The sequence below is a fragment of the Paenarthrobacter sp. AR 02 genome (assembly GCF_021538675.1).
GTDB lineage: Bacteria > Actinomycetota > Actinomycetes > Actinomycetales > Micrococcaceae > Arthrobacter.
The window spans coordinates 51,109-74,176 of record NZ_JAJUKH010000003.1 but is presented as its reverse complement, the minus strand read 5'-3'; the positions used below and the strand labels follow the sequence as shown (position 1 = coordinate 74,176).

The 23,068-nt window shown below is 62.4% G+C and carries 21 protein-coding genes; 11 read left to right on the top strand and 10 right to left on the bottom strand.

Annotation, left to right across the window (positions count from 1 at the left end):
* Genes fbaA through tkt form a run of 5 tightly spaced genes read right to left on the bottom strand, consistent with a single transcriptional unit; the run spans position 1 to position 5,568 of the window.
* Positions 1-1,020 (bottom strand): class II fructose-bisphosphate aldolase, encoded by a 1,020-nt coding sequence (gene fbaA / locus LRQ04_RS09620; protein WP_235519837.1) that lies wholly within the window; start codon positions 1,018-1,020, stop codon positions 1-3.
* 2 nt (positions 1,021-1,022) lie between these two features.
* On the bottom strand, positions 1,023-1,496 hold the full coding sequence (locus tag LRQ04_RS09615) for a ribose-5-phosphate isomerase (RefSeq protein WP_235519836.1): 474 nt from the start codon (positions 1,494-1,496) through the stop codon (positions 1,023-1,025).
* An 8-nt stretch (positions 1,497-1,504) separates the two neighbouring features.
* Entirely contained in the window at positions 1,505-2,203 is a 699-nt protein-coding gene (rpe, locus tag LRQ04_RS09610; protein WP_235519834.1) for a ribulose-phosphate 3-epimerase, read from the bottom strand.
* A gap of 45 nt (positions 2,204-2,248) precedes the next feature.
* On the bottom strand, positions 2,249-3,367 hold the full coding sequence (gene tal, locus LRQ04_RS09605; protein WP_235519829.1) for a transaldolase: 1,119 nt from the start codon (positions 3,365-3,367) through the stop codon (positions 2,249-2,251).
* Positions 3,368-3,390: 23 nt separating this feature from the next.
* Positions 3,391-5,568, bottom strand: a complete 2,178-nt coding sequence (gene tkt / locus LRQ04_RS09600) for a transketolase (RefSeq protein ID WP_374198928.1) — start codon at positions 5,566-5,568, stop codon at positions 3,391-3,393.
* A 205-nt stretch (positions 5,569-5,773) separates the two neighbouring features.
* On the opposite strand from tkt, the gene LRQ04_RS09595 reads away from it, so the two are divergent.
* Positions 5,774-7,051 carry a response regulator transcription factor family protein gene (locus LRQ04_RS09595; RefSeq protein ID WP_235519828.1) on the top strand — a complete coding sequence of 426 codons (1,278 nt, stop codon included), beginning with the start codon at positions 5,774-5,776 and terminating at the stop codon, positions 7,049-7,051.
* Positions 7,052-7,146: 95 nt separating this feature from the next.
* Here LRQ04_RS09595 and hxlA read toward each other — a convergent pair whose 3' ends face one another.
* Complete coding sequence (gene hxlA / locus LRQ04_RS09590; RefSeq protein ID WP_235519826.1) at positions 7,147-7,770, bottom strand: 3-hexulose-6-phosphate synthase; 624 nt, start codon at positions 7,768-7,770, stop codon at positions 7,147-7,149.
* A 55-nt stretch (positions 7,771-7,825) separates the two neighbouring features.
* The gene (hxlB, locus tag LRQ04_RS09585) at positions 7,826-8,428 is read right to left on the bottom strand and encodes a 6-phospho-3-hexuloisomerase (RefSeq protein ID WP_284985324.1); all 603 of its coding nucleotides are present in this window, start codon (positions 8,426-8,428) and stop codon (positions 7,826-7,828) included.
* 218 nt (positions 8,429-8,646) lie between these two features.
* On the opposite strand from hxlB, the gene LRQ04_RS09580 reads away from it, so the two are divergent.
* The 3 genes from LRQ04_RS09580 (at position 8,647) to LRQ04_RS09570 (ending at position 12,108) form a co-directional block, all read left to right on the top strand.
* Positions 8,647-9,405 carry a FadR/GntR family transcriptional regulator gene (locus LRQ04_RS09580; RefSeq protein WP_235519825.1) on the top strand — a complete coding sequence of 253 codons (759 nt, stop codon included), beginning with the start codon at positions 8,647-8,649 and terminating at the stop codon, positions 9,403-9,405.
* 149 nt (positions 9,406-9,554) lie between these two features.
* Complete coding sequence (locus tag LRQ04_RS09575) at positions 9,555-11,042, top strand: glyceraldehyde-3-phosphate dehydrogenase (protein WP_255774087.1); 1,488 nt, start codon at positions 9,555-9,557, stop codon at positions 11,040-11,042.
* 40 nt (positions 11,043-11,082) lie between these two features.
* Complete coding sequence (locus tag LRQ04_RS09570) at positions 11,083-12,108, top strand: ATP-dependent 6-phosphofructokinase (RefSeq protein ID WP_235519824.1); 1,026 nt, start codon at positions 11,083-11,085, stop codon at positions 12,106-12,108.
* Between the two features lie 13 nt (positions 12,109-12,121).
* Here the strand turns inward: LRQ04_RS09570 and LRQ04_RS09565 are convergent, their stop codons facing one another.
* Positions 12,122-12,790 (bottom strand): response regulator, encoded by a 669-nt coding sequence (locus LRQ04_RS09565; RefSeq protein WP_235519823.1) that lies wholly within the window; start codon positions 12,788-12,790, stop codon positions 12,122-12,124.
* Positions 12,787-14,385 (bottom strand): sensor histidine kinase, encoded by a 1,599-nt coding sequence (locus tag LRQ04_RS09560; RefSeq protein WP_235520106.1) that lies wholly within the window; start codon positions 14,383-14,385, stop codon positions 12,787-12,789. The genes LRQ04_RS09565 and LRQ04_RS09560 overlap by 4 nt, the downstream gene beginning before the upstream one ends.
* Before the next feature lie 249 nt (positions 14,386-14,634).
* Here LRQ04_RS09560 and LRQ04_RS09555 point away from each other — a divergent pair, with 249 nt between their 5' ends.
* Genes LRQ04_RS09555 through LRQ04_RS09540 form a run of 4 tightly spaced genes read left to right on the top strand, consistent with a single transcriptional unit; the run spans position 14,635 to position 18,144 of the window.
* Positions 14,635-15,645 (top strand): tripartite tricarboxylate transporter substrate binding protein, encoded by a 1,011-nt coding sequence (locus tag LRQ04_RS09555; protein ID WP_235519821.1) that lies wholly within the window; start codon positions 14,635-14,637, stop codon positions 15,643-15,645.
* Complete coding sequence (locus LRQ04_RS09550; RefSeq protein WP_211713922.1) at positions 15,642-16,145, top strand: tripartite tricarboxylate transporter TctB family protein; 504 nt, start codon at positions 15,642-15,644, stop codon at positions 16,143-16,145. Before LRQ04_RS09555 ends, LRQ04_RS09550 begins: the two co-directional genes overlap by 4 nt.
* Positions 16,145-17,755 carry a tripartite tricarboxylate transporter permease gene (locus tag LRQ04_RS09545; protein WP_235519820.1) on the top strand — a complete coding sequence of 537 codons (1,611 nt, stop codon included), beginning with the start codon at positions 16,145-16,147 and terminating at the stop codon, positions 17,753-17,755. Before LRQ04_RS09550 ends, LRQ04_RS09545 begins: the two co-directional genes overlap by 1 nt.
* Entirely contained in the window at positions 17,752-18,144 is a 393-nt protein-coding gene (locus LRQ04_RS09540; RefSeq protein WP_235519818.1) for a universal stress protein, read from the top strand. The genes LRQ04_RS09545 and LRQ04_RS09540 overlap by 4 nt, the downstream gene beginning before the upstream one ends.
* A 69-nt stretch (positions 18,145-18,213) precedes the next feature.
* On the opposite strand, the gene LRQ04_RS09535 is transcribed toward LRQ04_RS09540, so the two are convergent.
* Positions 18,214-19,542, bottom strand: coding sequence for a NosD domain-containing protein (locus LRQ04_RS09535; protein ID WP_235519816.1), 1,329 nt, complete (start codon positions 19,540-19,542; stop codon positions 18,214-18,216).
* Between the two features lie 333 nt (positions 19,543-19,875).
* Between LRQ04_RS09535 and LRQ04_RS09530 the strand changes: the two genes are divergently transcribed.
* From LRQ04_RS09530 to LRQ04_RS09520, 3 genes are all read left to right on the top strand, one after another.
* Positions 19,876-21,162, top strand: a complete 1,287-nt coding sequence (locus LRQ04_RS09530; RefSeq protein WP_235519813.1) for an ABC transporter substrate-binding protein — start codon at positions 19,876-19,878, stop codon at positions 21,160-21,162.
* Between the two features lie 74 nt (positions 21,163-21,236).
* Entirely contained in the window at positions 21,237-22,124 is an 888-nt protein-coding gene (locus LRQ04_RS09525) for a carbohydrate ABC transporter permease (protein ID WP_235519812.1), read from the top strand.
* Complete coding sequence (locus LRQ04_RS09520) at positions 22,124-23,053, top strand: carbohydrate ABC transporter permease (RefSeq protein ID WP_235519811.1); 930 nt, start codon at positions 22,124-22,126, stop codon at positions 23,051-23,053. Before LRQ04_RS09525 ends, LRQ04_RS09520 begins: the two co-directional genes overlap by 1 nt.
* The last annotated feature ends 15 nt before the right edge of the window (positions 23,054-23,068 follow it).

Genomic DNA, 23,068 nt, shown 5'->3' with positions numbered 1-23,068 from the left:
CTAGAAGGTCTTGCCGACGGATCCGAGCTGCTGGGCGGCTTCGACGATGCGTGCGGCCATGCCTGCTTCGGCCGAAGCACCCCACACGCGGGGGTCGTAGGTCTTCTTGTTGCCCATTTCGCCGTCGACTTTCAGGACGCCGTCGTAGTTGGAGAACATGTGCCCGGCCACCGGGCGGGTGAACGCGTACTGGGTATCGGTGTCGATGTTCATCTTGATCACACCGTACGAAACAGCGTCAGCGATTTCCTGCTCCGTGGAACCCGAACCGCCGTGGAAGACGAGGTCGAACGGGTTTTCCTTGCCGATCTTCGCACCCACCTCGGCCTGGATCTGCTTGAGCAGTTCCGGGCGAAGCTTCACATTGCCCGGCTTGTACACACCGTGCACGTTACCGAACGTCAACGCGGTCAGGTAACGGCCGTTCTCACCGGCACCCAGGGCCTCGATCGTGGCCAGAGCGTCCTCGGTGGTGGTGTAAAGCTTCTCATTGATCTCGTTCTCCACGCCGTCTTCCTCGCCACCGACGGTGCCGATTTCAACCTCGAGGATGATCTTCGCAGCAGCAGCGCGCTGCAAAAGTTCCCGGCCGATGCGCAGGTTATCTTCCAAGGTCTCGTGCGAGCCGTCCCACATGTGCGAGTTGAAGATCGGGTCCTTGCCGGCCTTCACGGCTTCCTCGGACGCGGCCAGCAACGGCAGGACAAAGTCCGCCAGCTTATCCTGCGGGCAGTGGTCCGTGTGCAGGGCAATGTTGACGTTGTAGTTCTTGGCAACTTCACGGGCGAACGCGGCGAAACCCAGCGAACCGGCCACCATGTCCTTGACCGAAGCACCGGACCAGTACGCTGCGCCACCGGTGGAAACCTGGATGATGCCGTCCGACTCGGCCTCGGCGAAACCGCGGATCGCAGCGTTCAGAGTCTGCGACGACGTCACATTCACCGCGGGGAAAGCGAAACCGCCAGCCTTCGCACGGTCGATCATCTCGGAGTAAATCTCTGGGGTTGCAATGGGCATGGCTACTCGGAAACCTCCCCGTCGGTCTCGTATGCGGTAATTTGGCCGATTCGACGCTCGTGGCGTTCGGCGTTGCTGAACGGTTCGGCAAGGAATGCTCTGATCAATTGCGTGGCTTCCTCCACACTGTGTTGGCGTCCACCCACAGCGATCACGTTTGCGTTGTTGTGTTGCCGGGCCAACACAGCGGTGTCCACGTTCCACACCAACGCTGCTCGCACACCCTTGACTTTGTTCGCCGATATCTGTTCGCCGTTGCCGGACCCACCCAGCACGATCCCCAGCGTCTCCACGCCCGCTTCCTGGTCATTGACGACGGCGGTCGCCGCCTTAATGCAGAACGCAGGGTAGTCGTCGTCCGGGTCGAAGGACGCGGGTCCGTGGTCCACCATGTCGTAGCCGCTGGCCGTCAACGCAGTGATGAGGTGCGAGCTGAGTTTCAGCCCGGCATGGTCCGTCGCTATGTGAACACGCATGCGTGGCCTCAGGCTTTCCGTGGATTGTTGGAGGCCAATGCAAGCTGTCCGTTGGTCCGCAGCGCCTCAATCGCCTCGGACGGTGAAGGCTTACCGTAAACGGCCGAACCCGCCACGAAGACATTGGCGCCGGCCTCCGCTGCGCGGAGGATGGTTTCCTCTGTAATGCCACCGTCAACCTGGATGGCCACGCTCACTCCGGAACCATCCACGGCCTCACGGGCACGTCGGATCTTGGGCAGCACCACGTCCAAGAACGCCTGGCCACCAAAGCCCGGCTCCACCGTCATGAGCAGCAGCATGTCAAGCTCCGAAAGCATGTCAAGGTAAGACTCCACTGGAGTGGCGGGCCGCAGAGCCATGCCCGCTTTGGCCCCCCGGGCCCTGAGTTCGCGTGCGAGCTTGATGGGAGCCATCGCGGCCTCCACGTGGAAGGTGACCGACGACAGACCGGCGTCGGCGTACAGCGGTGCCCAACGGTCGGCGTCGGAAATCATCAGGTGTGCATCCAATGGCACCGGGCTGACCTTTTGCAGCCGCTCCACGACAGGCAGACCGATGGTCAGGTTGGGCACGAAGCTGTTATCCATGACGTCGACGTGTACTGCGTCTGCGTTGCTGATGCGGGCCAGCTCGGATTCGAGGTTGGCGAAGTCAGCCGAGAGGATGCTGGGATTGATACAGCAAGTCAGGGGCGAGGGGGACATGGTGCCTGCCTTTCGGTAAGGGTCAGAGCTGGCATTGCCAGGTGGTCACGCTGCATTGCGGGCGGCGGTGAGGGCACTTTCGACGTCGGAAAGCAGGTCGTTCCAGCTCGCGACGAACTTGTTAAGACCTTCGGATTCCAACTGGTCAACCACCTCGTTGTAGGTGATGCCGAGGTTTCGGAGGGAGCTGAGAATGACAGTCGCTTCGTCATAGGTACCGGCGATGGTGTCTCCCGTGACGATGCCATGGTCAAAGGTGGCATCCAGTGTCTTTTCCGGCATGGTGTTCACTACGCCGGCCGCAACGAGTTCCGTGACGTAGAGGGTGTCAGGGTATGCCGGGTCTTTGACACCGGTTGAAGCCCAGAGAGGACGCTGTGGACGCGCCCCCGCTGCAGCCAGGACAGCCCAGCGCTCCGTGGAGAAAAGTTCTTCGTACACGTGATAGGCGATCCGGGCATTGGCCAACCCTGCCTTGCCTTTGAGTGCCTTGGCTTCTTCGGTGCCGATGGCGTCAAGGCGCTGATCGATTTCCGTGTCGACGCGGGAGACGAAGAACGATGCCACAGAGTGGATTTTCGAAAGATCATGACCGTTTTCCATGGCCCGCTTGATGCCCGACTGGAAGGCGTCAATCACAGCCCGGTAGCGGGCGAGGGAGAAGATCAGGGTCACGTTGACGCTGATTCCCTCCGCGAGAACCGCGCTGATGGCTGGGAGTCCTTCCCGGGTGGCCGGGATCTTGATCAGGACATTCTCCTTGTTGACCTTGGCGAAGAGCTTCTTGGCCTCGGCGATGGTGCCGGACGTGTCCCAGGCGAGGCGGGGATCCACCTCGATGGAGACCCGGCCATCGACGCCGTCAGTGGCAGCGGCGATCGGAGCAAAGAGATCGCAGGCATCTGCAACGTCGGTAGTGGTGAGCTCGAAGATCGTTTCCTCGACACTGGCCCCTGCTGCGGCCTGCGCAATGATGGCGTCTTCGTAATCTGTGCCGGACGTGATGGCCGCCTGGAAGATGGAGGGGTTGGTGGTCACGCCCACCACGTTCTTCTGGTCGATGAGATTCTGCAGGCTGCCGCTTGAGAGCCTCTGGCGGGAGAGATCGTCCAGCCAGATGGAGAGGCCGGCGTCGGAGAGTTGCTGCGTGGGAGTAGTGGACATGGTGATTTTCCTGTATTCGATGATTAGGCAGTCAAGCCAGCGAGGGAGTCTTTGGCTGCGGCGGCAACGGCTTCGGCGGTGATGCCGAACTCGTTGAAGAGCCGCTTGTAGTCGGCGGAGGCGCCGAAGTGCTCCAGGGAGATGGAGCGGCCGGCGTCGCCAACGAATTCCTTCCAGCCCAACGCCAGGCCGGCCTCAACGGACACACGGGCCTTCACCGCGGCGGGGAGCACGGACTCGCGGTATGCCTCGTCCTGCTTGTTGAACCACTCAACGCAGGGCATGGAAACCACGCGGGCAGCGATGCCTTCGGCCTGCAGGGCTTCGCGGGCAGCGACCGCGAGCTGAACCTCTGAACCGGTGCCGATCAGGATCACCTGCGGGTCGACCGTCTCGCCGTCCTTGGAGGCTTCCGCCAGGACGTAGCCACCCTTGGCAACACCAGCAACGGAAGCAAATGTATCTCCGTTGGCTTCACCCGCACCACGGTCAAATACCGGCACGTTCTGACGTGTAAGCACAATGCCTGCGGGATTCTGGTGGTTCTCCAAGATGGTTTGCCAAGCGATACCGACCTCGTTGGCGTCGCCGGGGCGGACAACGTCCAGGCCCGGGATGGCCCGGAGTGAGGCGAGCTGCTCGACGGGCTGATGGGTGGGTCCGTCTTCGCCCAGGCCGATCGAATCGTGCGACCACACATAGATGGAGGGGACACCCATCAACGCGGACAACCGAATGGCGGGCTTTTGGTAGTCGCTGAAGATCAGGAATGTACCGGAGAAGGCGCGGGTGCGGCCGTGCAGGGAGATACCGTTCACGATCGACGCGGCAGCGTGCTCACGGATACCGAAGTGCAGGACACGTCCGTACGGGTTGCCCTTCCAAGCCTCCGTGGAACGCGATGTCGGGATGAACGACGGCGAACCCTCGATGGTGGTGTTGTTCGACTCGGCAAGGTCAGCGGAACCGCCCCAGAGTTCAGGCAGGACAGGGCCGATGGCGTTCAAGACCTTGCCCGAGGCCGCGCGGGTGGAAACGTCCTTGCCGGCCTCGAACACCGGCAGAACCTCGCCAAGATTGGCCGGAAGCTGCTTAGCCTCGATGCGCTCCAGAAGGGCGGCGCCCTCCGGATGTGAATTTTGCCAGGAAGAGAACGTCGCATCCCAGTGATCACGGGCAGCTGCACCCCGCTGAACAACCTTGCGGGCGTGGTCCAGAATGGCTTGGTCGATCTCGAAGGACTTCCCGGGGTCAAAGCCAAGGACCTCTTTGAGCGCTGCGACTTCCTCGGCACCGAGTGCGGAGCCGTGGATCTTGCCGGTGTTCTGCTTCTTCGGGGCCGGGTAGCCGATGATGGTGCGCAGGGAAATGATGGACGGCTTGTTCGTCTCAGCCTTCGCAGCCTGCAGTGCCGAGTACAGTTCCTGGACGTCTTCGACGTAGTCGCCGGTCGGATTGTTGTCGCTTGGGCGGGTCCAGTCCACGCGCTGGGTGTGCCAGCCGTAGGCTTCGTAGCGCTTGAGGACGTCCTCGGTGAAGGCGATGTCGGTGTCGTCTTCGATGGAGATGTGGTTCTCGTCGTAGATCACTACGAGGTTGCCCAGTTCCTGGTGCCCGGCCAGCGAGGACGCCTCGGACGTGACGCCTTCCTGGATGTCGCCGTCGGATGCGATCACCCAGATGGTGTGGTCGAACGGCGATTCGCCGGCGGGAGCATCGGCGTCGAACAGGCCGCGCTGGCGGCGCTGCGAGTAAGCGAAACCAACGGAAGATGCGAGGCCCTGGCCGAGCGGGCCGGTGGTGATCTCCACACCGACGGTGTGCTTGTACTCGGGGTGGCCCGGGGTCAGCGAACCCCAAGTGCGCAACGCCTCAAGGTCCTTCAGTTCCAGGCCGTAGCCGGAAAGGAAAAGCTGGATGTAGAGGGTCAGGGAAGAGTGACCCGGTGACAGGATGAAACGGTCGCGGCCGATCCACTCCGGATCGCGGGGATCGTGCCTCATCAGCTTCTGGAACAGCAGGTACGCTGCCGGAGCCAAGCTCATTGCCGTACCGGGGTGGCCATTGCCGACCTTCTCCACGGCGTCGGCGGCCAACACGCGGGCCGTGTCAACAGCCCGCTGGTCCTCGACGGTCCACTCCAGTGTGGCTGCAAGACCTGAGTCGCTGAATGTGACCGCCGTGCTTTCTGTTTGGTTCACGATATGTCCCCTTCGATCAGTTGGCCTCCATAAAAAGGCTGGCCAGCACGTCATCTTTTGCTTGCTCCTCATACTTCCTAAACAAGGAGTGGGTGATAACACTGTTTTCTGACAGTTTTTGACTACACTTTCGGACGGGGTTCGATTCTGCCCCTACAGGGTGCGCGCTGCGGCGCCGCCCTGCTGAGCGCACAAGGATGCAGCCATGACTCTCTCTGACCTTCCCTGGCCGTTGTTGAACGCCGTGGCCGCCCTGGCCGATGCCCCGCTGTCCCACATAGCCCAGCGGCTCCGTAAAGCTGCCCTTCCTTCCGTCGGGAGCAGCGCCTTGGTCATTTTCACGGAGGACTGCACTGGGCGCCCGCAGAAAAAGGCCGGTGCGGAGGACATCATTTCCAAGGTCTCGATTGCCGAGCTCGACCTGCTTCGCGCGCAGTTGTCCGATGAGGATCCGTGGTTCGGTGAGGCCGAACTCGCCGGCAAACAAAGGCATGCGCTGGCCCTCAAGCACGCGCCCAGCAACGCACTACTGGTCCTCACCGATCCCAACCCGATCGAACCCGACACCAGTGCCTGGCTGGATCTGCTGCGGTTCCTCTGGAACCTGACCGCCCGGCGGATACAGGAAAAGGTCGCGGACGCACCGCCGTCGTACTTGGTGGAGTCGCGGGCGGCTTCGGCGGAGCGGCTCCGGGTCACAGCCGAGCTGACCGACCTGCATTCCACCACGTTGGAAACGCTTCTGGCCGCGCTGCGGTCATCGGCACTGGACCACGCCACAGCCCGCACCACCGTCACGGACCTCGCCGCGAAAGCGTTGATTGCGCTGCGCACACACAGCGACCGCACCACTGACTTGGTCGAAGAACCTGTGGCCAAGGCTTTTGAACGCCTGCGTGAGGACCTCCGCCCCCTCACCGGATTCAGCGGCATCGAGGTTCAGTTCATCGAACCACCCCTCAACGGCCGGGCGCTCCCCGGGGAGGTCGCGCACGCTGCACGCGCGATCGTCCGTGGGCTCGTCCTGGTCATGATGGAGCAGCCGGAGGTCACCCGGATACGCACGCATTGGGATTGCGACGGCGAGAACCTGCTGATCAACGTGCGCGACGACGGCGGCGGGGCGTTGACCACCAAGGATCCCAATATCGGCCGCCTGGACCGCAGGGTCCAGGCCCTCACCGGTCAGCTGCGGATGGACGTCATGTCCGGCTGGGGTGCGGACGTCTTCGTTTCACTGCCGCTGGATCTTCCGGCACGTCCGGCTGGCGATGTCGCCGGCTGGAACCTGGCCGCACGCGAGTTGGAGGTCCTCCAGCATTTGGCTTCCGGGCACCGCAACCGCACCATCGCCGCGGCCATGGGCATCAGCGAAAATACGGTGAAGTTCCACGTGCGGAACCTTTTCAAAAAGCTCGACGTCGGTTCACGAACTGAGGCGATCGCGCTGGCCCACAGCCACGGCATGCGGCAGCAGGGGTGAAACTACTCGAAAGAGTAGTAGAAGTGATTGACGCGGACATCAAAAAGGTGGTGCCCCAAGACTCATCGTCCGCGGGACACCACCTTATACGTTTGCTACACGATAGCTGCGCGAAGAGCCTTGGCGGCCACCGCCGGATCGTCGGCACCGTAGATGGCGCCGCCGGCCACCGCGACGTCGGCACCAGCCTTTTGGACGTCTCCGATGGTGGCAACCTTGACGCCGCCAGCCACTGAGAACGGAACACGGGCTTCCGAGCCGGCGCGGAGGAGACCGTTCAGGTCGAAGCCGGGTTTGGCCTGCTCATCCAGGCCAGCGTGCATTTCCACGAACTTGGCGCCCAGGGCGCGGACCTCCTTGGCGCGGGTGACTTTGTCCGCGATGCCGATAAGGTCAACAACAACGCCCTTGTTATGCGCTTTGGCTGCCTTGACCGCCCCTGCAATGGTGGAGTCGTCAGCGGCTCCGAGCACGGTTACCAGGTCAGCCCCGGCTTTGAACGCGATGTCGGCCTCGAGCTCACCGGCGTCCATAGTCTTGAGGTCCGCGAAGACGATCTTGTCCGGGTGCGCGTCCTTGACCGCCGTGATCACGGACAGGCCCTCCGCTTTGATCAACGGAGTGCCGAGCTCAATGATGTCAACGTATTCGGCGACCTGGCCAGCCAGCTCCAGGGCGGCTTCGGTGGTCAGGAGGTCGATGGCAACTTGGAGTTTCATGACGTTACTGCTTTCTGTTGAGAACTGATCTGAGTGTGAGAAATCGATGGGTGGGTTACTCGAGGTTCGCGTGCCGCAGCCACAGCTCTTCGGCAGGCTGCGGATCGTTGTCCCAGAGGGACTGGAAGATGGCTTCCGTGGCCACGAACAGGGCCTGCTCAAACAGCGAGCCGGAGTACTGACGGGTCTTCGACGATCCGTGGTCGGTCTTCTGGGCTGCCGGAATGATCACCAATGCATCAGCAAGCCCAGCGAGCGGCGAGTCCGGGTTGGTGGTGAAAGCTGCGATGCGGGCCCCTGCCTTAGCGGCCGTTTCCGCGGACTTGACCACCCCGGAGGTGGTGCCAGATCCGGAGGCCACCAGAAGGAGGTCTCCGGAGGAGATGGCCGGAGTTGTTACATCACCGGCGATATGGACAGCGAGGCCCAAATGCATCAATCGCATGCCGGCCATCCGAAGGACCAGCCCGCTGCGACCGGCTCCCGCCACGAAGATTCGTCCAGGGTGTGCGAGGTGGCTTGCAATGCGGGCCATCTGCTGTTCATCAATCTTGACGACCGTCCCCGACATCTCGTCAAGGACGAGGGAAATGTTGCGGGCAATGTCGGACGGGGTCGTGGTCGGAGCCGCATTCGTTGCGTTTGCTGCCGGATTCACAATCTATGGTCCCTTCGATTCGGTCCTCTGCCCGTAGGGGCCTTCGGAGTGATGTTCGGTTGTTGACTATGCTTCCGAAACACAAGGGATGGGGTAACACTGTTTTCTGACGGTTCTTCCTACCCTTAAGGATGGGGTGGCAGTCCTCAGCCCAGCCTGCGTAACCGTGCTCTGTAGTATTGGAGCCACCTCGTAGCCGTTCTTGGGAGCTGAGACACTTGGCACCGCCTTCTCCGTTCGAGTCGCAGATCTACCGGCCACTACCGGAGATCGAGCGGGCCGAGGCGATCGTCGACAGGATCTCCACGGCCGTTGCTTTGGGTTTGCTCAACGTCGGTGAACGCCTGCCGGCGGAGACCGCCCTCTCGGAAAAGTTCGGTGTTGGGGGCACGACTCTTCGCGAAGCCCTGACTGAACTGCGCATCCGGGGAACCGTAGAGACCCGCAGAGGGCGAAGTGGCGGGTCGTTCGTCGCCGGATACCCCCTGTACCCTGCCGACGAGATGCAGGCGTGGTTCCTCTCAACATCGATTCCGGAAATACGGGACATCGGTGAGGAGCACATTGCCATCTCCACGGCAGTTGTCCGTCTTGCCTGCGAGCGCGCCGAACCCCAGGACTTCAAGCGCCTGCATATGTTGGCCGGTGTACTGGACGGTGCTGCGTCTCCCGAAGTCCGAGCAGCCGCGGATAGCCGGTTCCACATCCAACTTGCTGTCGCCGCCCGGTCACCGAGGCTTGCCAGCGCCGAGATCCGGCTCCAACAAGAGACCGTCCAACAGCTATGGACTCCTCTCGGGGTGCAGGTAGACACCGCAACCGCTGCCGCCGAGCACCTTGGACTGGCCCGGGCAATAGCCCGGGACCAACCGGGCACAGCGGAAGCCTTGGTGCAGGAACACATCAGGCGGAACGTCTTCCATCTGATCGACACGAAACTCACCCTCGAGTACGCCCAGTCCCAGCAACGGGACTGAAAGGACCACGCCCACTCAAAGGAGTGGGAAGAACCATCCCGAATTAGCGTTTCGGGTTTATCGCGCCCGAAGGACGATGGAAGTCAGCCGCTGCAGCATTCGTTGCCGCAGGCGAACCTGTCCCACAGCTCCTCCGGAAAGGCAGACCGATGCTCACTTCAGATACTTGCCTTGCCGAATGGATGGGGCGGGAGGCCCTCGCCGAGGCCATGATTCCCGTCATAGGCCGGCTCTACCGGGAAAACAACGTGGTCACCACCATCCACGGACGCAGCCTGGTCAATCAGTCCGCCATGAGCATCCTCAAAGCCCATCGTTTCGCCCGCCGGATCAGCAAGGAGGAACTCCTCCTGGAAGAGACCGCTCCCTTGGTCAACGCATTGGTCCAACTCCAGCTCGGACCGGCCACCGTCGATATCGCCCGCCTGAACCAGAAGTTCAAGGACAAGCGCACGGGCACCAGCGTTGAGGAATTCCTCAGCGCAGAACTCGCGGGAGTAGCGGGCAGGCGCGGCGGCGGGGCCGGCGGCAGCACCGACGTCGTGCTTTATGGTTTTGGCCGTATTGGACGCCTGCTGACGCGGCTTCTGGTGGAGCAGGCGGGCGGCGGCCATGGCCTGCGGCTACGGGCGGTTGTTGTTCGCAAAGGCGCGGAGAACGACCTCACCAAGCGCGCCAGCCTGCTGCGTCGGGACTCGGTCCATGGACCCTTCGAAGGGTCCATCAAGGTAGACCACGAGGCCAACACCATTACGGCCAACGGCGTCCGCATCCAGGTCATCTACTCGGACAACCCCGCCACGGTCGATTACACGGCGTACGGGATCAGGGACGCCTTGATTGTTGACAACACCGGACGGTGGCGGGACGCAGAAGGCCTCTCGCAGCACCTCCTGAGTCAAGGTGCCGCCCGTGTTTTGCTGACCGCACCGGGCAAGGGTGGGCTGAAGAACATCGTGCACGGCATCAACCACCGGGACGTCAACGACGACGACACGATCGTCACCGCGGCGTCCTGCACCACCAACGCCATCACACCGATCCTGCAAGCCATCAATGACAAGTACGGAATAGTCCATGGCCATGTGGAAACGGTCCACTCGTTCACGAACGATCAGAACCTCATAGACAACTTTCACCAGGGAAACCGCCGGGGCCGCTCCGCAGCGCTCAACATGGTCATCACCGAAACCGGGGCTGCCAGGGCCGTGGCGAAGGCGCTGCCCGAGTTGCAAGGCAAGCTCACCGGAAGCGCCATCCGGGTGCCCACCCCTGACGTGTCCATGGCCATACTGAACCTGAACCTTGAGCGCGGCACCACCAAGGACAATGTCAACACTTACCTGCGCGGAATGGCGCTGCATTCGGACCTACGGCATCAGATCGACTACATCGAATCCCCGGACGTTGTTTCCACGGACTTCGTGGGGTCCCGGCACACAGGGATAGTAGATGGGCTGGCCACCATCTCGAACGGCAAGAACCTGGTTCTCTACGTCTGGTACGACAACGAGTTCGGCTACAGCTGCCAGGTTGTCCGGGTGATGGAGGAAATGGCAGGCGTGCACCGGCCGTCTTACCCCGTGGCGAACATGGTGGAGGAAGCCCTGTCCGTACTGGCAGCCGCGGGCTCCTGATGGCCGTCCAAAAGCCAGCCCCAACAAAGTGAGCTGAAGCATGAAGATTGGAATCCTGACCAGCGGCGGCGACTGCCCCGGATTGAATGCGGTGATCCGCGGGGCGGTCCTGAAGGGCATCGCCATCCACGGACTCGAGTTCGTGGGTTTCCGGGACGGATGGCGTGGAGTGGTGGAAGGTGACGTCGTCGATATCCCCCGCTCCATGGTCCGCGGCATTGCCAAGCAAGGCGGCACCATCTTGGGGACATCGCGCACCAACCCTTTCGGCGATGGTGGTGGCCCGGACGTCATCAAAGGGCACTTGGACCGCCTGGGCATTGACGCAATCATCGCGATCGGTGGTGAGGGCACCCTGGCCGCCGCCCAAAGGCTCACCGATGCCGGGCTCAATATCGTGGGCGTTCCCAAGACCGTGGACAACGATCTCGACGCCACGGATTACAGCTTCGGTTTCGATACCGCGGTGCATATCGCCACCGAAGCGATGGACCGGCTCCGGACCACAGGGGAATCCCACCACCGCTGCATGATCGCTGAAGTCATGGGACGGCACGTGGGCTGGATCGCCCTCCACGCAGGGATGGCGTCCGGCGCGCATGCCATCCTGATTCCTGAGCAAAAGGTCAGCGTGGAGCGGATCGGCCAATGGATGCTGGAAGCACATGCCCGCGGCAGGGCACCCTTGCTGGTAGTAGCTGAGGGCTTCGTTCCTAACCACATGGAGACCCCTCACTCCGAACGGGGCCTGGACACCTTCGGCCGTCCACGTATGGGTGGCATCGCCGATCAGTTAGCCCCGCAACTGGAAGTGATGACGGGTATCGAAACCCGGACTGCGATCCTCGGCCATATCCAGCGCGGTGGAGTGCCTACCGCCTTTGACCGCGTGTTGGCCACGCGTTTGGGCATGGCCGCAGTCCACTCCGTCGTCGAGGGTCGCTGGGGCACCATGGTGGCGCTCAAAGGAACGGAAATACGGAGTGTGAGCTTTGATGAGGCTCTCGGAAAGCTCAAGACCGTTCCCCAGGACCGTTATGACGAAGCTGCCGTCCTGTTCGGCTAAGCAGGGATACCCGTCACCGCCCCTTCAGCATGTACCGCCTCTCCGGACGTCCGACGCCGTACTTGAGGCGGACGTCCAAGGCACCTTCGTCGTGGAGGTACTCAAGGTAGCGGCGGGCGCTCACACGGGAAGTTCCCAGCTGTTCGGCAACCTCGGCGGCGGACAGGTCTCCGAGCGCGGACTTGAGCGCGGATTCGACCAATTCGAGGGTCTCCACGCTGCAGCCCTTGGGCAGTGACCGCTCCGAGACGCTGACACCGAATACCCGGTTGACGTCGGCTTGTTCAGCCTGGTCCTTGGAAGAATCCAGTCCTTGGTAGGCGCTGAGATAGTGCTCCAGCCTTTCCTGCAGGTCCGCTTGGGAGAACGGCTTGATCAGGTAATGCACTATCCCGCCACGCAGGGCTTTGCGCACTGTCTCCACTTCCCGGGCGGCACTGATCACCAGTACGTCCAGGTCCGGGGCCACGTCCCGGAGCTGGTGCATCAGGTCCAGGCCACTGATGTCCGGAAGGTGGATGTCCAATAGCACCAGGTCGGGTTGAAGGCGTTCGGTTTCGATCACGGCACGGGCTCCGGTGTGGGCCACTCCCACCACTTCAAAGTGGGGTGTTCTCTGGATGAACCCGGCGTGCACTTTGGCCACCATGAAGTCGTCGTCGACGATCAGGACCTTGATCACGGCTGCGCTGCCTCTTTCTTTGCGTGTGAATCCTGCTTTGTGAACCGGGCGGTGAACACGGCACCAGTGTCGTTGGCCACGGTCAGGTCCCCTCCGCTGCGCCGGCAAATCACCCGCGAGAGCGCCAGCCCAAAGCCCCGGGCGTCTCCTGGCCCCGGATCCTTGGTGGAGAAGCCTTGCCGGAAAATCTCTTCTGCGGAATCCAAGGGTACGCCGGGGCCGTTGTCCCGCACGGTGACGGCGACGCCGTCCACCGAGTCGGCCACCAGGATGGTGACCGCTGCCCCCGCACGCCCGGTGACGGCGTCGAACGCGTTATCCACCAGGTTCCCCACCACGGTGGTGACGTCCCGGGAGAGTTCCTCGGGCACCGGCGAAAGAGTGGATTCAGGATCCAAGTGCACGTCCACGCCGCGTTCGGTAGCGAGGCTGGTCTTGGCGATCAGCAGGGCCGCGAGCGCGGGGTCCTGGATGCGGCTGGTGACGTCGTCATTGAGCCGGGTGCGTTCCACGGTGGCGCCGTTGACGAACTGCACTACGGAGTCGTATTCGCCGATCTGGATCAAGCCTGAAATGACGTGGAGTTGGTTCGCGAATTCATGCGCTTGCGCCCGCAACGTGTTGGTGACCGTACGGGTGGCGCCCAGTTCGCTCTCCAAGGAGGACAGTTCTGTCCGGTCCCTCAGGGTTGTCACGGAACCGATGTCTCGACCGTGCGAATGCAGGGCCACCCGGTTCATCACCACCAGCCGTTCACCTACCAGCACCAGCTGGTCCGGGTCTGCTTGGTCGCGCGTCAGGACGGTCTTCAGCGCAGGGTCCACATGAAGGGACCGGAGTTTCTTGCCGACGCAGTCCGCTGGAAGACCCAGGAGCTGCCGGGCGCTTTGGTTGGCCACGGTGATCCGTTCGTGGGGATCCAGCGCGACAACGCCTTCTTTCAACCCCTGCAACATGGCTTCGCGGTTCTCCACCAGACCTGTGATTTCCCGGGGTTCCATGCCCAGTGTCTGGCGTTTTACGCGGCGGGACAACAGGAGCGAACCGGCAACCCCCAGGACGCTTGCGACGCCCAGGTAGGTGAGCAGGTTGGGCACGGCGTCGCCCAGGCGTTCCAGCATGGAGGGATAGTTGCGGCTGATAGAGGCGATGCCGATCATGGTTCCGGAATCGTCTATGACCGGCACATGGGCGGAGAGGACTTCGCTGTTGTTGGCGTTGAGTACACCGGTCCAGGCACGGCCCTCCATGACCCTGCTTTCACCCAAGGGAAGTTTGCGGCCTATCAGTCCGGGGTCGGAGGCAGTGATGACGGTGCCGTCCAATTTGGCCAAGGCAACGTGCGCCGATCCGGATACGGTGCGGACGGACTCGGCAACTGCCGGGAGCGCTGAACCGCCACGTGGTTCGGCCGTGGGCAGGAGTGCCCGTACGGTGGGATTGTTGCCCAGGGCTTCGGCGGCGGACAACGCCCTGCGCCCCTCAGTCCGTTCGAAGGCTTCGGCGGATTGGGCCAGGGAAATCGCCACAACAGCTACCAGGACAGCCAACACAATGAGCAACTGCAGTACCAGGTATTGCCCTGCAAGGGACATGCCTCTGCGTCGAGTCACGGTGCGGTTCCTTAGGTGGTGCCGGTGATCGGAGCTGGCTGGGGGTGCTCCGCGTGGCGTACGGGAACTATACCCCAGACCCTTCCGGGACCTTGCGGTCCGTGAACGCAATGAACTTAAAGATCACTGCGAACACAAGAGTGATTGCCGTCACGCCCCCGCCTAGCATCAGTTCCCGGGGCTCAACGATGACCGCCCTGGACAGAATTCATAACTGAGAAGAGGAACACCATGCGCCAGATCCGCGCATTGCGAGTCGCCGCCGTCGCCGCCGGCCTCGCCCTGATGGCCACAGGTTGCGGTGCCACAGGCAAGAGCTCCACCGGTTCGGAAACCTCCGGAGCAGCAGCCGGACCCATCACCGGGCTCCAGATCATGGTGCCGAACACTCCCGGCGGCGGCTATGACACCACGGCCCGCGCAGCGGCAAAGGTCCTTGATGACGAGAAGATCGCCAACAACACCGAGGTCTTCAACCTCGCCGGTGCCGGCGGCACTGTCGGCCTGGCCCGTGTAGTCAATGAGAAGGGCAATGGCGATCTCGCCATGTTGATGGGCCTGGGCGTCGTGGGAGCCAGCTACACCAACAAGTCGCAGTCAAAGCTGACGGACACCACGCCCCTGGCAAAGCTGATTGAAGAGCCGGGCGCCATCATGGTCAGCAAGGACTCCCCCTATAAGACCATCGACGACCTTGTGAAGGCCTGGAAGGCTGATCCGGGATCCATCTCCGTAGGTGGCGGCTCCTCCCCCGGCGGACCTGACCACCTGCTGCCGATGCAGTTGGCCGGTGCCGTTGGCATCGACGCCACCAAGGTCAACTTCGTTTCCTACGACGGCGGTGGCGACCTCCTGCCCGCCATCCTGGGCAACAAGCTCGGCTTTGCCGCTTCCGGCGCCGGTGAGTACCTCGAGCAGATCAAGTCCGGCGAAGTCCGTGTGCTCGCCACCAGCGGTGAAAAGCGGCTCGACGGCGTGGACGCACCCACGCTGAAGGAATCCAACATTGACCTGGTGTTCAGCAACTGGCGTGGCGTGGTGGCCCCTCCAGGCATCAGCGACGCCGACAAGCAGTCCCTGATCGCCGCACTGGAGAAAATGCACGCTTCCGAGGGCTGGAAGCAAGCGCTGAAGACCCACAGCTGGACGGACGCTTTTGTCACCGGCGATCAGTTCAAGACCTTCCTGACCGACCAGGACAAGCGGGTGGCGGACGTCCTCACCAAGCTTGGTCTGGCGTGAGCTCTGCAGTAACAGGCTTGAAAGGCCGCGCCGAGCTGGGGGTAGCCCTCCTGCTCGGCGTGGTTGGCGTCCTTGTTTTCCTCGACGCCAACGGCCTGGTAACCCCGTACTCCAAGTCAGACCCCGTTGGCCCCAAAACGGTCCCGTTCATCGTTGCCGGAATTCTCCTGATTTGCGCCGTGATGCTGGCCATCAACGTTCTCCGTGGCGGTAAAGGTGAAGCCGAAGAAGGCGAGGATGTGGACCTGACCCATCCTGCGGACTGGAAGACCATCCTTCCGTTGGCGGGTGCATTCCTCCTGAACATCCTGCTGATCGACTGGGCCGGCTGGGTCATCTCCGGCACCGTCCTGTTCTGGGGCAGCGTCCTTGCCCTGGGCAGCCGCCGGTACATCCGCGACGGAATCATCTCCGTGGCGCTCTCCCTGCTCACCTTCTACGGCTTCTACCTCGGCCTGGGCATTGCTTTGCCGGCCGGGCTCCTGGAAGGAATCCTCTGATGGACGTCTGGTCCTCTTTGATGGACGGTTTCTCCACCGCCCTGACTCCCATGAACCTGATGTACGCCATGATCGGCGTCATCCTGGGCACCGCTGTTGGTGTCCTCCCCGGGCTGGGCCCGGCCATGACCGTGGCACTGCTCCTCCCCGTTACTTATGCCCTTGAACCCACCAGCGCGTTCATCATGTTCGCCGGTATCTACTACGGCGGCATGTACGGCGGCTCCACCACCTCCATCCTGTTGAACACACCGGGTGAATCCTCATCCGTGGTCACAGCCATTGAAGGCAACAAGATGGCAAAAGCGGGACGCGCCGCCCAAGCGCTTGCGACGGCGGCCATCGGCTCGTTCGTTGCCGGAACCATTGGCACCACCCTCCTTGCCGTCTGCGCGCCGATCGTTGTGAAGTTCGCCGTCAGCCTGGGCTCGCCCAGCTACTTCGCGATCATGATGCTGGCGCTCCTGGCCGTCACCGCAGTCCTGGGCAAGTCACGTCTCCGCGGCTTTGCCTCGCTGGGCCTGGGCCTGGCCATCGGCCTGGTTGGTTTGGACTCCGTCACCGGTCAGAGCCGCCTCACGTTCGGCATTCCGCTATTGTCCGACGGACTGGACATTGTGGTGGTGGCCGTGGCCATCTTCGCCGTGGGCGAGGCACTGTGGGTAGCCGCCCATTTGCGCCGCACTCCGCTGCACATCATTCCGGTTGGCCGTCCGTGGATGGGCAAGAAGGACTGGCAGCGTTCCTGGAAGCCGTGGCTTCGCGGCACAGTGTTTGGCTTCCCGTTCGGCGCACTGCCTGCAGGTGGAGCCGAAATCCCCACGTTCCTCTCCTACGTCACGGAAAAGCGCCTCAGCAAGCACCCCGAAGAATTCGGACACGGTGCAATTGAGGGCGTGGCCGGGCCGGAAGCTGCCAACAACGCAGCGGCGGCGGGCACGCTCACTCCCATGCTGGCCCTCGGTTTGCCCACCAACGCAACGGCCGCCGTGATGCTCGCAGCATTTACGTCCTACGGCATCCAGCCTGGTCCGCAGCTCTTCTCCAGCCAGGGACCGTTGGTCTGGGCGTTGATTGCCAGCCTCTTCATTGGCAACCTCCTGCTCCTGCTGATCAACCTTCCGCTGGCACCCCTGTGGGCCAAGCTCCTGCAGCTCCCCCGCCCGTACCTGTACGCAGGCATCCTGTTCTTCGCCACTTTGGGCGCCTACTCGGTGAACCTGCAGGCGTTCGACCTGGTGATCCTGCTGGTCCTCGGCGCACTCGGCTTCATGATGCGGCGGTTCGGGCTCCCCGTCCTGCCGCTCATCCTGGGCGTCATCCTCGGCCCTCGCCTGGAAGGCCAGCTCCGCAAGACCCTGCAGCTCAGTGCCGGCGACCCGGCCGGGCTCTTCAGTGAGCCGATCGCCGTCGGAATTTATGTGATCATCGGCATCATCCTGGCGTGGCCACTGGTGCTCAAGCTCATCCGGCGCAGCCGTCCGGCAAAGGCCATGCCCATTGGCTACGACGACGCTGAACCCGGCGCGGACCACACCGTTGCGTCCGTGCCGCCGTCAACCACCACGGAAGCCACCATCCCAACCCATCGGAAACAGGAGAAACCATGACCATCGTGGTGGGATACGTCCCTACACCGGAAGGCGAAGCGGCCCTGACCCAGGCCATCGCCGAGGCCAAGAAGAGTAATGACACTCTCTTGGTCATCAACTCCTCCAAGGGCGACGCCCTGGTGGACAACCGTTACGCCCAGGAGCCGGACATCCAGAGCATCGAGGAACGTCTTGCTTCGCAGGGCGTGCAGCACGTCATCAAGCAGCCCATCCGCGGCCACGACGCAGCAGCCGAAGTACTGGACGCAGCTGATGAGCATGACGCCGGGCTGATCGTGATCGGCCTCCGCCGCCGCAGCCCGGTGGGCAAGCTCATCATGGGCAGCGTCTCCCAGCGGATCCTGCTGGAGGCTGACTGCCCCGTGCTGGCGGTCAAGGCGGACTAAGGTTCGGGAAGCACGACGGCGGCTGGTCACCAAGGTGGCCGGCCGCCGTCGTGCTTTATGCGTTAACCGTCAGGGTGTGGGCCGGATGGCCGTGTCCTGGCTGTATGACGTGATGGTGGCGGCGGCTCCGCTGTCGAGCACCTTCGAATGGGTGGTCGATCCGTCAAGAACCACGTGCTGGGTGGCAACATTGCTGACCACGTGGTTGGTGGCTATGACGTTGCCGTCCCCTCCTGCGATCAGGATGATGGTCGGCTGGGCACCGGCAGGGACAACCTTGTTCGGCGGGACGTCGTAAGCGAAAAGGTTGTTTGAGATGAGGTTGTTGTCTCCCAGCGTATGGATGACACCGTAGAGGTCATCGAGTCCGTTGGTGCGGTCGATGAACGGCGGAAACCCTTCCGCGCCCCGGCGGAAGTGGTTGGAGGTGATGAGGTTTTCTTTGCATCCATTCAGAAGGCGCATTATGCCCGGATAGAAGCCCTGGAACCTGTTTGAAGACACACTGCAGCGGTTGCAGCCTGTGAACTCAAGGAGACTACGTCCTCTGGGGAAGAAGTTGTTTCCTGTGACCAGGAGACCTTCGTGGTTTTCGGCCAGAAGAGTCACGCCTTCGGGGCCGGCACCCATCAGGTTGTCGCTGACAATCGTTGCCTGACCGGCACCGGTCAGTTCCACGCAGTTCCCGCATTCGGCGATCATGTTGTCGTGGATCCGCAGGGCGTCGGCGCCCCGGACTACCAGAGCGTGCTCGAGATAGACGAACCCCATCCCCGTGATGTGGATGGAGTCGTTGTCGGATGCGACGTCAATGCCGGTCTTCCCATTTTTGTAGCTGTTCGCGTCCGGAGTGAAAGAAACCCCATCGAGGCAGAAATCCCTGAACACGATCCCGGACAGGCGGGGGCTTCCGTTCCTGCGCACGAGAAATGCCTGGGGCGCGGAAGGTGGCGTCAGAACGCGGATGTGACTGCCGCCCGGCTGCAGGTTCACCCAGCCCGTGGTGTCGACGTTGTCCTTGATGCTTCGGGAGAAGAAGCCATGACCAAAACCTGCGATGGTGAGGTAGTCCACGTCCACCACCACTTGGGTGAGAAGGTCATAGTCCCCCGGAGGAATGATGACAACGGCTCCCGGCCTGGTCTCCGGTGTCGCCTGGCGCTTTTTTATGTCAGCGATGATGTCATTGATGACGGCACCGATATCCGACTCCGCCGTGATCTTGGGCTTTCCTTTGATCTTCCAAGCCGTCACGTCATAGGCGTTCGGCGAGTTGAAGGGACCCCCTTTAGTCTCCTCCGCGGCCTCTGCGTTTGGGGATGTTCCAAGGCTCAAGGCCGCAGCCAGCGCGCCCACAGCCCCTGCCCCCACGAGCATTCGGCGTCCCGGGTCGGTCATTTCATGCTTACTGCCAGTTCCCACTGGATCTCCTGTCAGTCCTCGTCCATAGCCCGGCACCTCGGCGTGGCAATCAGGCACGAGCGTGCCAAATCGTTTATCCAAGGGGGGTTGGGAGAAACACTAAGAGCAGCAGTGAGGGCTGTCAACGCCAAAGTCCTGGCCAGTATTTTGGCAAGATCCGCTCCGGATCTGCCGCCAACGTGACCCTTGACACCAGAAATATTGGAGGCCTACACTTTTGCCAAGTCGTTTTGGCAAAACGATTTGTCACCCAAATGAACCTCATCACCGTTTTTGCCACTCCGTTCAAGAGAAAGTGAGTCGACAGCGATGTCCACTCGAAACACCATCTCCAAGCTCGTCACCCTCGGCGGGCTGTGCACCGCCGTCGCACTCGTTGCCACCGGTTGTGGCGCCGGAGGTCCCGCACCCTCGTCCGGCGGATCCGGAGGATCCAACTCCATCAACGTTTTGGTCGAAGCGGGTGGTCACGCTGAACTCACAGGCGTCGCAGAACAGTGCAAGAAGGACGCCGGCGTCGACGTAAACTTCGTCGAACTCCCCTACGACGGCATGTTCAACCGCCTTTCCAGCGAGTTTTCCTCGGGCAACGTGTCCTTCGATGTAGCAGCCCTGGACTCGGTCTGGTTGCCCAGCTTCAAGGACGCCGTCCAACCCATCGACGAACTGTTCACCGACGACGTCAAGAAGGACATCTTCCCCGCGCTCGTCAAGGAAGCCAACGTGGACGGCCACTTCATCGGCCTGCCTGCCTGGACCAACGCCGAGATCATCCTGTACCGCAAGGACCTGTTTGAGGACGCCAAGAACAAGGCCGATTTCCAAGCCAAGTACGGTTACGAGCTCGCAGCGCCCAAGACGTGGAAGCAGTACCAGGACATTTCCGAGTTCTTCACCAAGGACGGCATGTACGGCACGGACGTCAAGGGCGCCGTGGAAACCGAATGGCTGGCCCACGTCCTCCAGGCCGGCTCCCCCATGGTCCTGGATAAGGACAACAACGTGGTCATCGACAACGCCGCCCACAAGGAAGCCCTGGACTTCTACGTGAGCTTGGCCAAGGACGCCCCGAGCGGTGCAGCACAGGTTGACTGGGCGGCAGCTCAGAACCTGTTCAACCAAGGCAAGACGGCCATGACCCGCTTCTGGGCCCACGCCTACCGCCAGATTCCCGCCGACGCTCCCGTGGCAGGAAAGGTGGGAGCCGCAGCAATGATCGGCGGCAGCGCCGGCGTCGCAGGCGTACCGGGACCGTGGTACCTCTCCGTTCCCAAGGCAACCAAGAACACTGACGCTGCCAAGAAGTTCGTCAAGTGCGCCTACGACTACAACGACAAGGGAATCGAATCCAAGCTCGGTTTGGCATCGCGGATCAGCGCCTTCCAGAAGTACCAGGACCAGCCCGGTTACGAGAGCTTCAAGCCACTCATCGAGACCCTCAACGGCCAGGCAACGGCCACCCGCCCCGCTACCGCCAAGTGGCAGCAGATCGTTGATACCGTCCTGATCCCGTTGCTGCAGAAGGCCGTGGCCGGTGGCGACACCTCCGCCCTCCTGGCCGATGCCAAGAATCAGATCCAGGACCTCCTGAAGTAAAGACTCCGCGGCCGGCACCATCAGCACTCAAATGACAGTGCCGGCCGCGGTCCCAACCAGCAGAAAAGAAAACCGTGCGTATCTCCGATCGCCGCTTCGCCCTCTATCTGATGACGCCCGCGGCACTGTTCCTGGCCGTATTCGTGGCCTACCCGCTCTTCCGCCTGGTGGCGGACAGCTTCTTCAAGATCTCCCCCATCGCCGGCGGCCCCCGCGATTTTGTGGGGTTCCAAAACTACGTCACCGCATTCACCTCCGAGGCCTTCACCAGCGCCGGATGGCGGACCCTGGGCTACACCGTGGTGGTGGTAGCACTGGAGTTCACCCTCGGTCTCGGCATGGCGTTGCTCTTCACTGCCCTGGGCAAGAAGTCCCAGATCTGGCGGACCGTGTTCCTCTACCCCCTGATGATCGCCCCGATCGTTGCAGGCCTCCTGTGGAAGTTCCTGATGATCGATAACTTCGGCCTCATCGGAACGCTCCTCCACCAAGCCGGAATCCTGTCGGACCCCAACCAGATCGGGTGGTTGTCCGACCCCAACATTGTGTTGTTCTCGGTGGCCATTCCAGATATCTGGCTCACGACCTCGTTTATGTGCCTGGTGCTTTTCGCCGGCCTCCAAAACATCCCCGGCGACCTGCTCGAGGCCGCCCGCCTGGATGGCGCCCGGGCTCCGGCGCTCCTGTTCCGGATCATCCTTCCGCTGCTGCGCCCCGTGATCGCTGTTGCCTTGGTGGTCCGCGGAATCGACGCTGCGAGGGCTTTTGACACCATCCTGATCCAAACCAACGGCGGACCGCAGTCGGCATCGGAAACGATGAGCCTGCTGATCTACCGCACCATGATCCGCTTCGGTGACCCGGGCCTGGCCAGCGCCATGGGCACCATTTATCTCATCGCCATGCTGGCTATTGCCTTCGTTGCGGTGGCCACCATCTGGCGGCCAGGAAAGGACAACTGATGAGCACCGCAAGCATCACCACCAAAGCCGGGCCACCGCCGTCGAGCGCTTCACCCAGCCAGCCCGTACTGCGGCGTCGCGGGGTCAACCGTGAAGGGCTCGAAGCCGGCCGGCGCAGCACGCGGACCATCCTGTGGATCCTGCTGGCGGTAGCAATGGTGCTGTACGGTTTCCCGTTCCTGTACCTGCTGTTCACGTCGTTCAAGACGCCGATCGACACCATCGCCGTCCCGCCCACCATCCTGCCCCGCGAGTGGACGTTGGAGAACTACACCAGCGCACTGGGCCGCAGCGGCGTGGTGGCGTCCTTCATCAACAGCATCCAAACAGCGGTCATCAGCACGCTGTTGTCACTGGTCCTGGCAGTGCCGGCCGCCTACGGCATCACCCGGTACAAGACCCCCAGCGGCCGCGTGTTCATCATGGCCGCACTGGTGACCCGCATGGTCCCGCCGGTGGCCATCGGCATTCCGCTGGCGTCCATGATGTCCTCCGCAGGCCTGGCCGACACCCCCATAGCCCTGTCCATTGCGCACACCACCATCTCGCTGCCCCTCTCGATCTGGCTGATGTCCAGCTTCTTCGAATCCGTCCCCCGGGACCTTGAAGAAGCCGCAACCGTGGACGGATGCAGCAGGCTTGGTGCCCTGTGGCGGGTGGTCATCCCCGTGGTGTCCGGCGGTATCGCCGTCACAGCGATCTTCGCCTTCCTGGCTTCCTGGAACGAATTCCTGTTCGCACTCCTGATGACGGCGATCCGCTCCCAGACAACGCCAGTGGTGATCGCGAACTTCCAAACGCAGTTCGGCCTGGACTGGGGTTCCATGACGGCCCTCGCCGCGGTGTACTCGATCCCGGTCATCCTGCTGACGCTCCTGCTGCAGCGCAAGATCGTGGCGGGCATGACGCTGGGTGCGGTCAAGGGCTAGCGCCACCATCAACGA

Excerpts from the sequence above, each read along its gene's own strand:
- LRQ04_RS09520 (WP_235519811.1), top strand. The coding sequence starts at position 22,124 with ATGAGCACCGCAAGCATCACCACCAAAGCCGGGCCACCGCCGTCGAGC.
- LRQ04_RS09535 (WP_235519816.1), bottom strand. The coding sequence starts at position 19,542 with ATGACCGACCCGGGACGCCGAATGCTCGTGGGGGCAGGGGCTGTGGGC.
- LRQ04_RS09555 (WP_235519821.1), top strand. The coding sequence starts at position 14,635 with ATGCGCCAGATCCGCGCATTGCGAGTCGCCGCCGTCGCCGCCGGCCTC.
- fbaA (WP_235519837.1), bottom strand. The coding sequence starts at position 1,020 with ATGCCCATTGCAACCCCAGAGATTTACTCCGAGATGATCGACCGTGCG.
- LRQ04_RS09560 (WP_235520106.1), bottom strand. The coding sequence starts at position 14,385 with ATGTCCCTTGCAGGGCAATACCTGGTACTGCAGTTGCTCATTGTGTTG.
- tal (WP_235519829.1), bottom strand. The coding sequence starts at position 3,367 with ATGTCCACTACTCCCACGCAGCAACTCTCCGACGCCGGCCTCTCCATC.
- LRQ04_RS09545 (WP_235519820.1), top strand. The coding sequence starts at position 16,145 with ATGGACGTCTGGTCCTCTTTGATGGACGGTTTCTCCACCGCCCTGACT.
- LRQ04_RS09595 (WP_235519828.1), top strand. The coding sequence starts at position 5,774 with ATGACTCTCTCTGACCTTCCCTGGCCGTTGTTGAACGCCGTGGCCGCC.
- LRQ04_RS09540 (WP_235519818.1), top strand. The coding sequence starts at position 17,752 with ATGACCATCGTGGTGGGATACGTCCCTACACCGGAAGGCGAAGCGGCC.
- hxlA (WP_235519826.1), bottom strand. The coding sequence starts at position 7,770 with ATGAAACTCCAAGTTGCCATCGACCTCCTGACCACCGAAGCCGCCCTG.
- LRQ04_RS09530 (WP_235519813.1), top strand. The coding sequence starts at position 19,876 with ATGTCCACTCGAAACACCATCTCCAAGCTCGTCACCCTCGGCGGGCTG.
- LRQ04_RS09570 (WP_235519824.1), top strand. The coding sequence starts at position 11,083 with ATGAAGATTGGAATCCTGACCAGCGGCGGCGACTGCCCCGGATTGAAT.
- LRQ04_RS09575 (WP_255774087.1), top strand. The coding sequence starts at position 9,555 with ATGCTCACTTCAGATACTTGCCTTGCCGAATGGATGGGGCGGGAGGCC.
- rpe (WP_235519834.1), bottom strand. The coding sequence starts at position 2,203 with ATGTCCCCCTCGCCCCTGACTTGCTGTATCAATCCCAGCATCCTCTCG.
- LRQ04_RS09615 (WP_235519836.1), bottom strand. The coding sequence starts at position 1,496 with ATGCGTGTTCACATAGCGACGGACCATGCCGGGCTGAAACTCAGCTCG.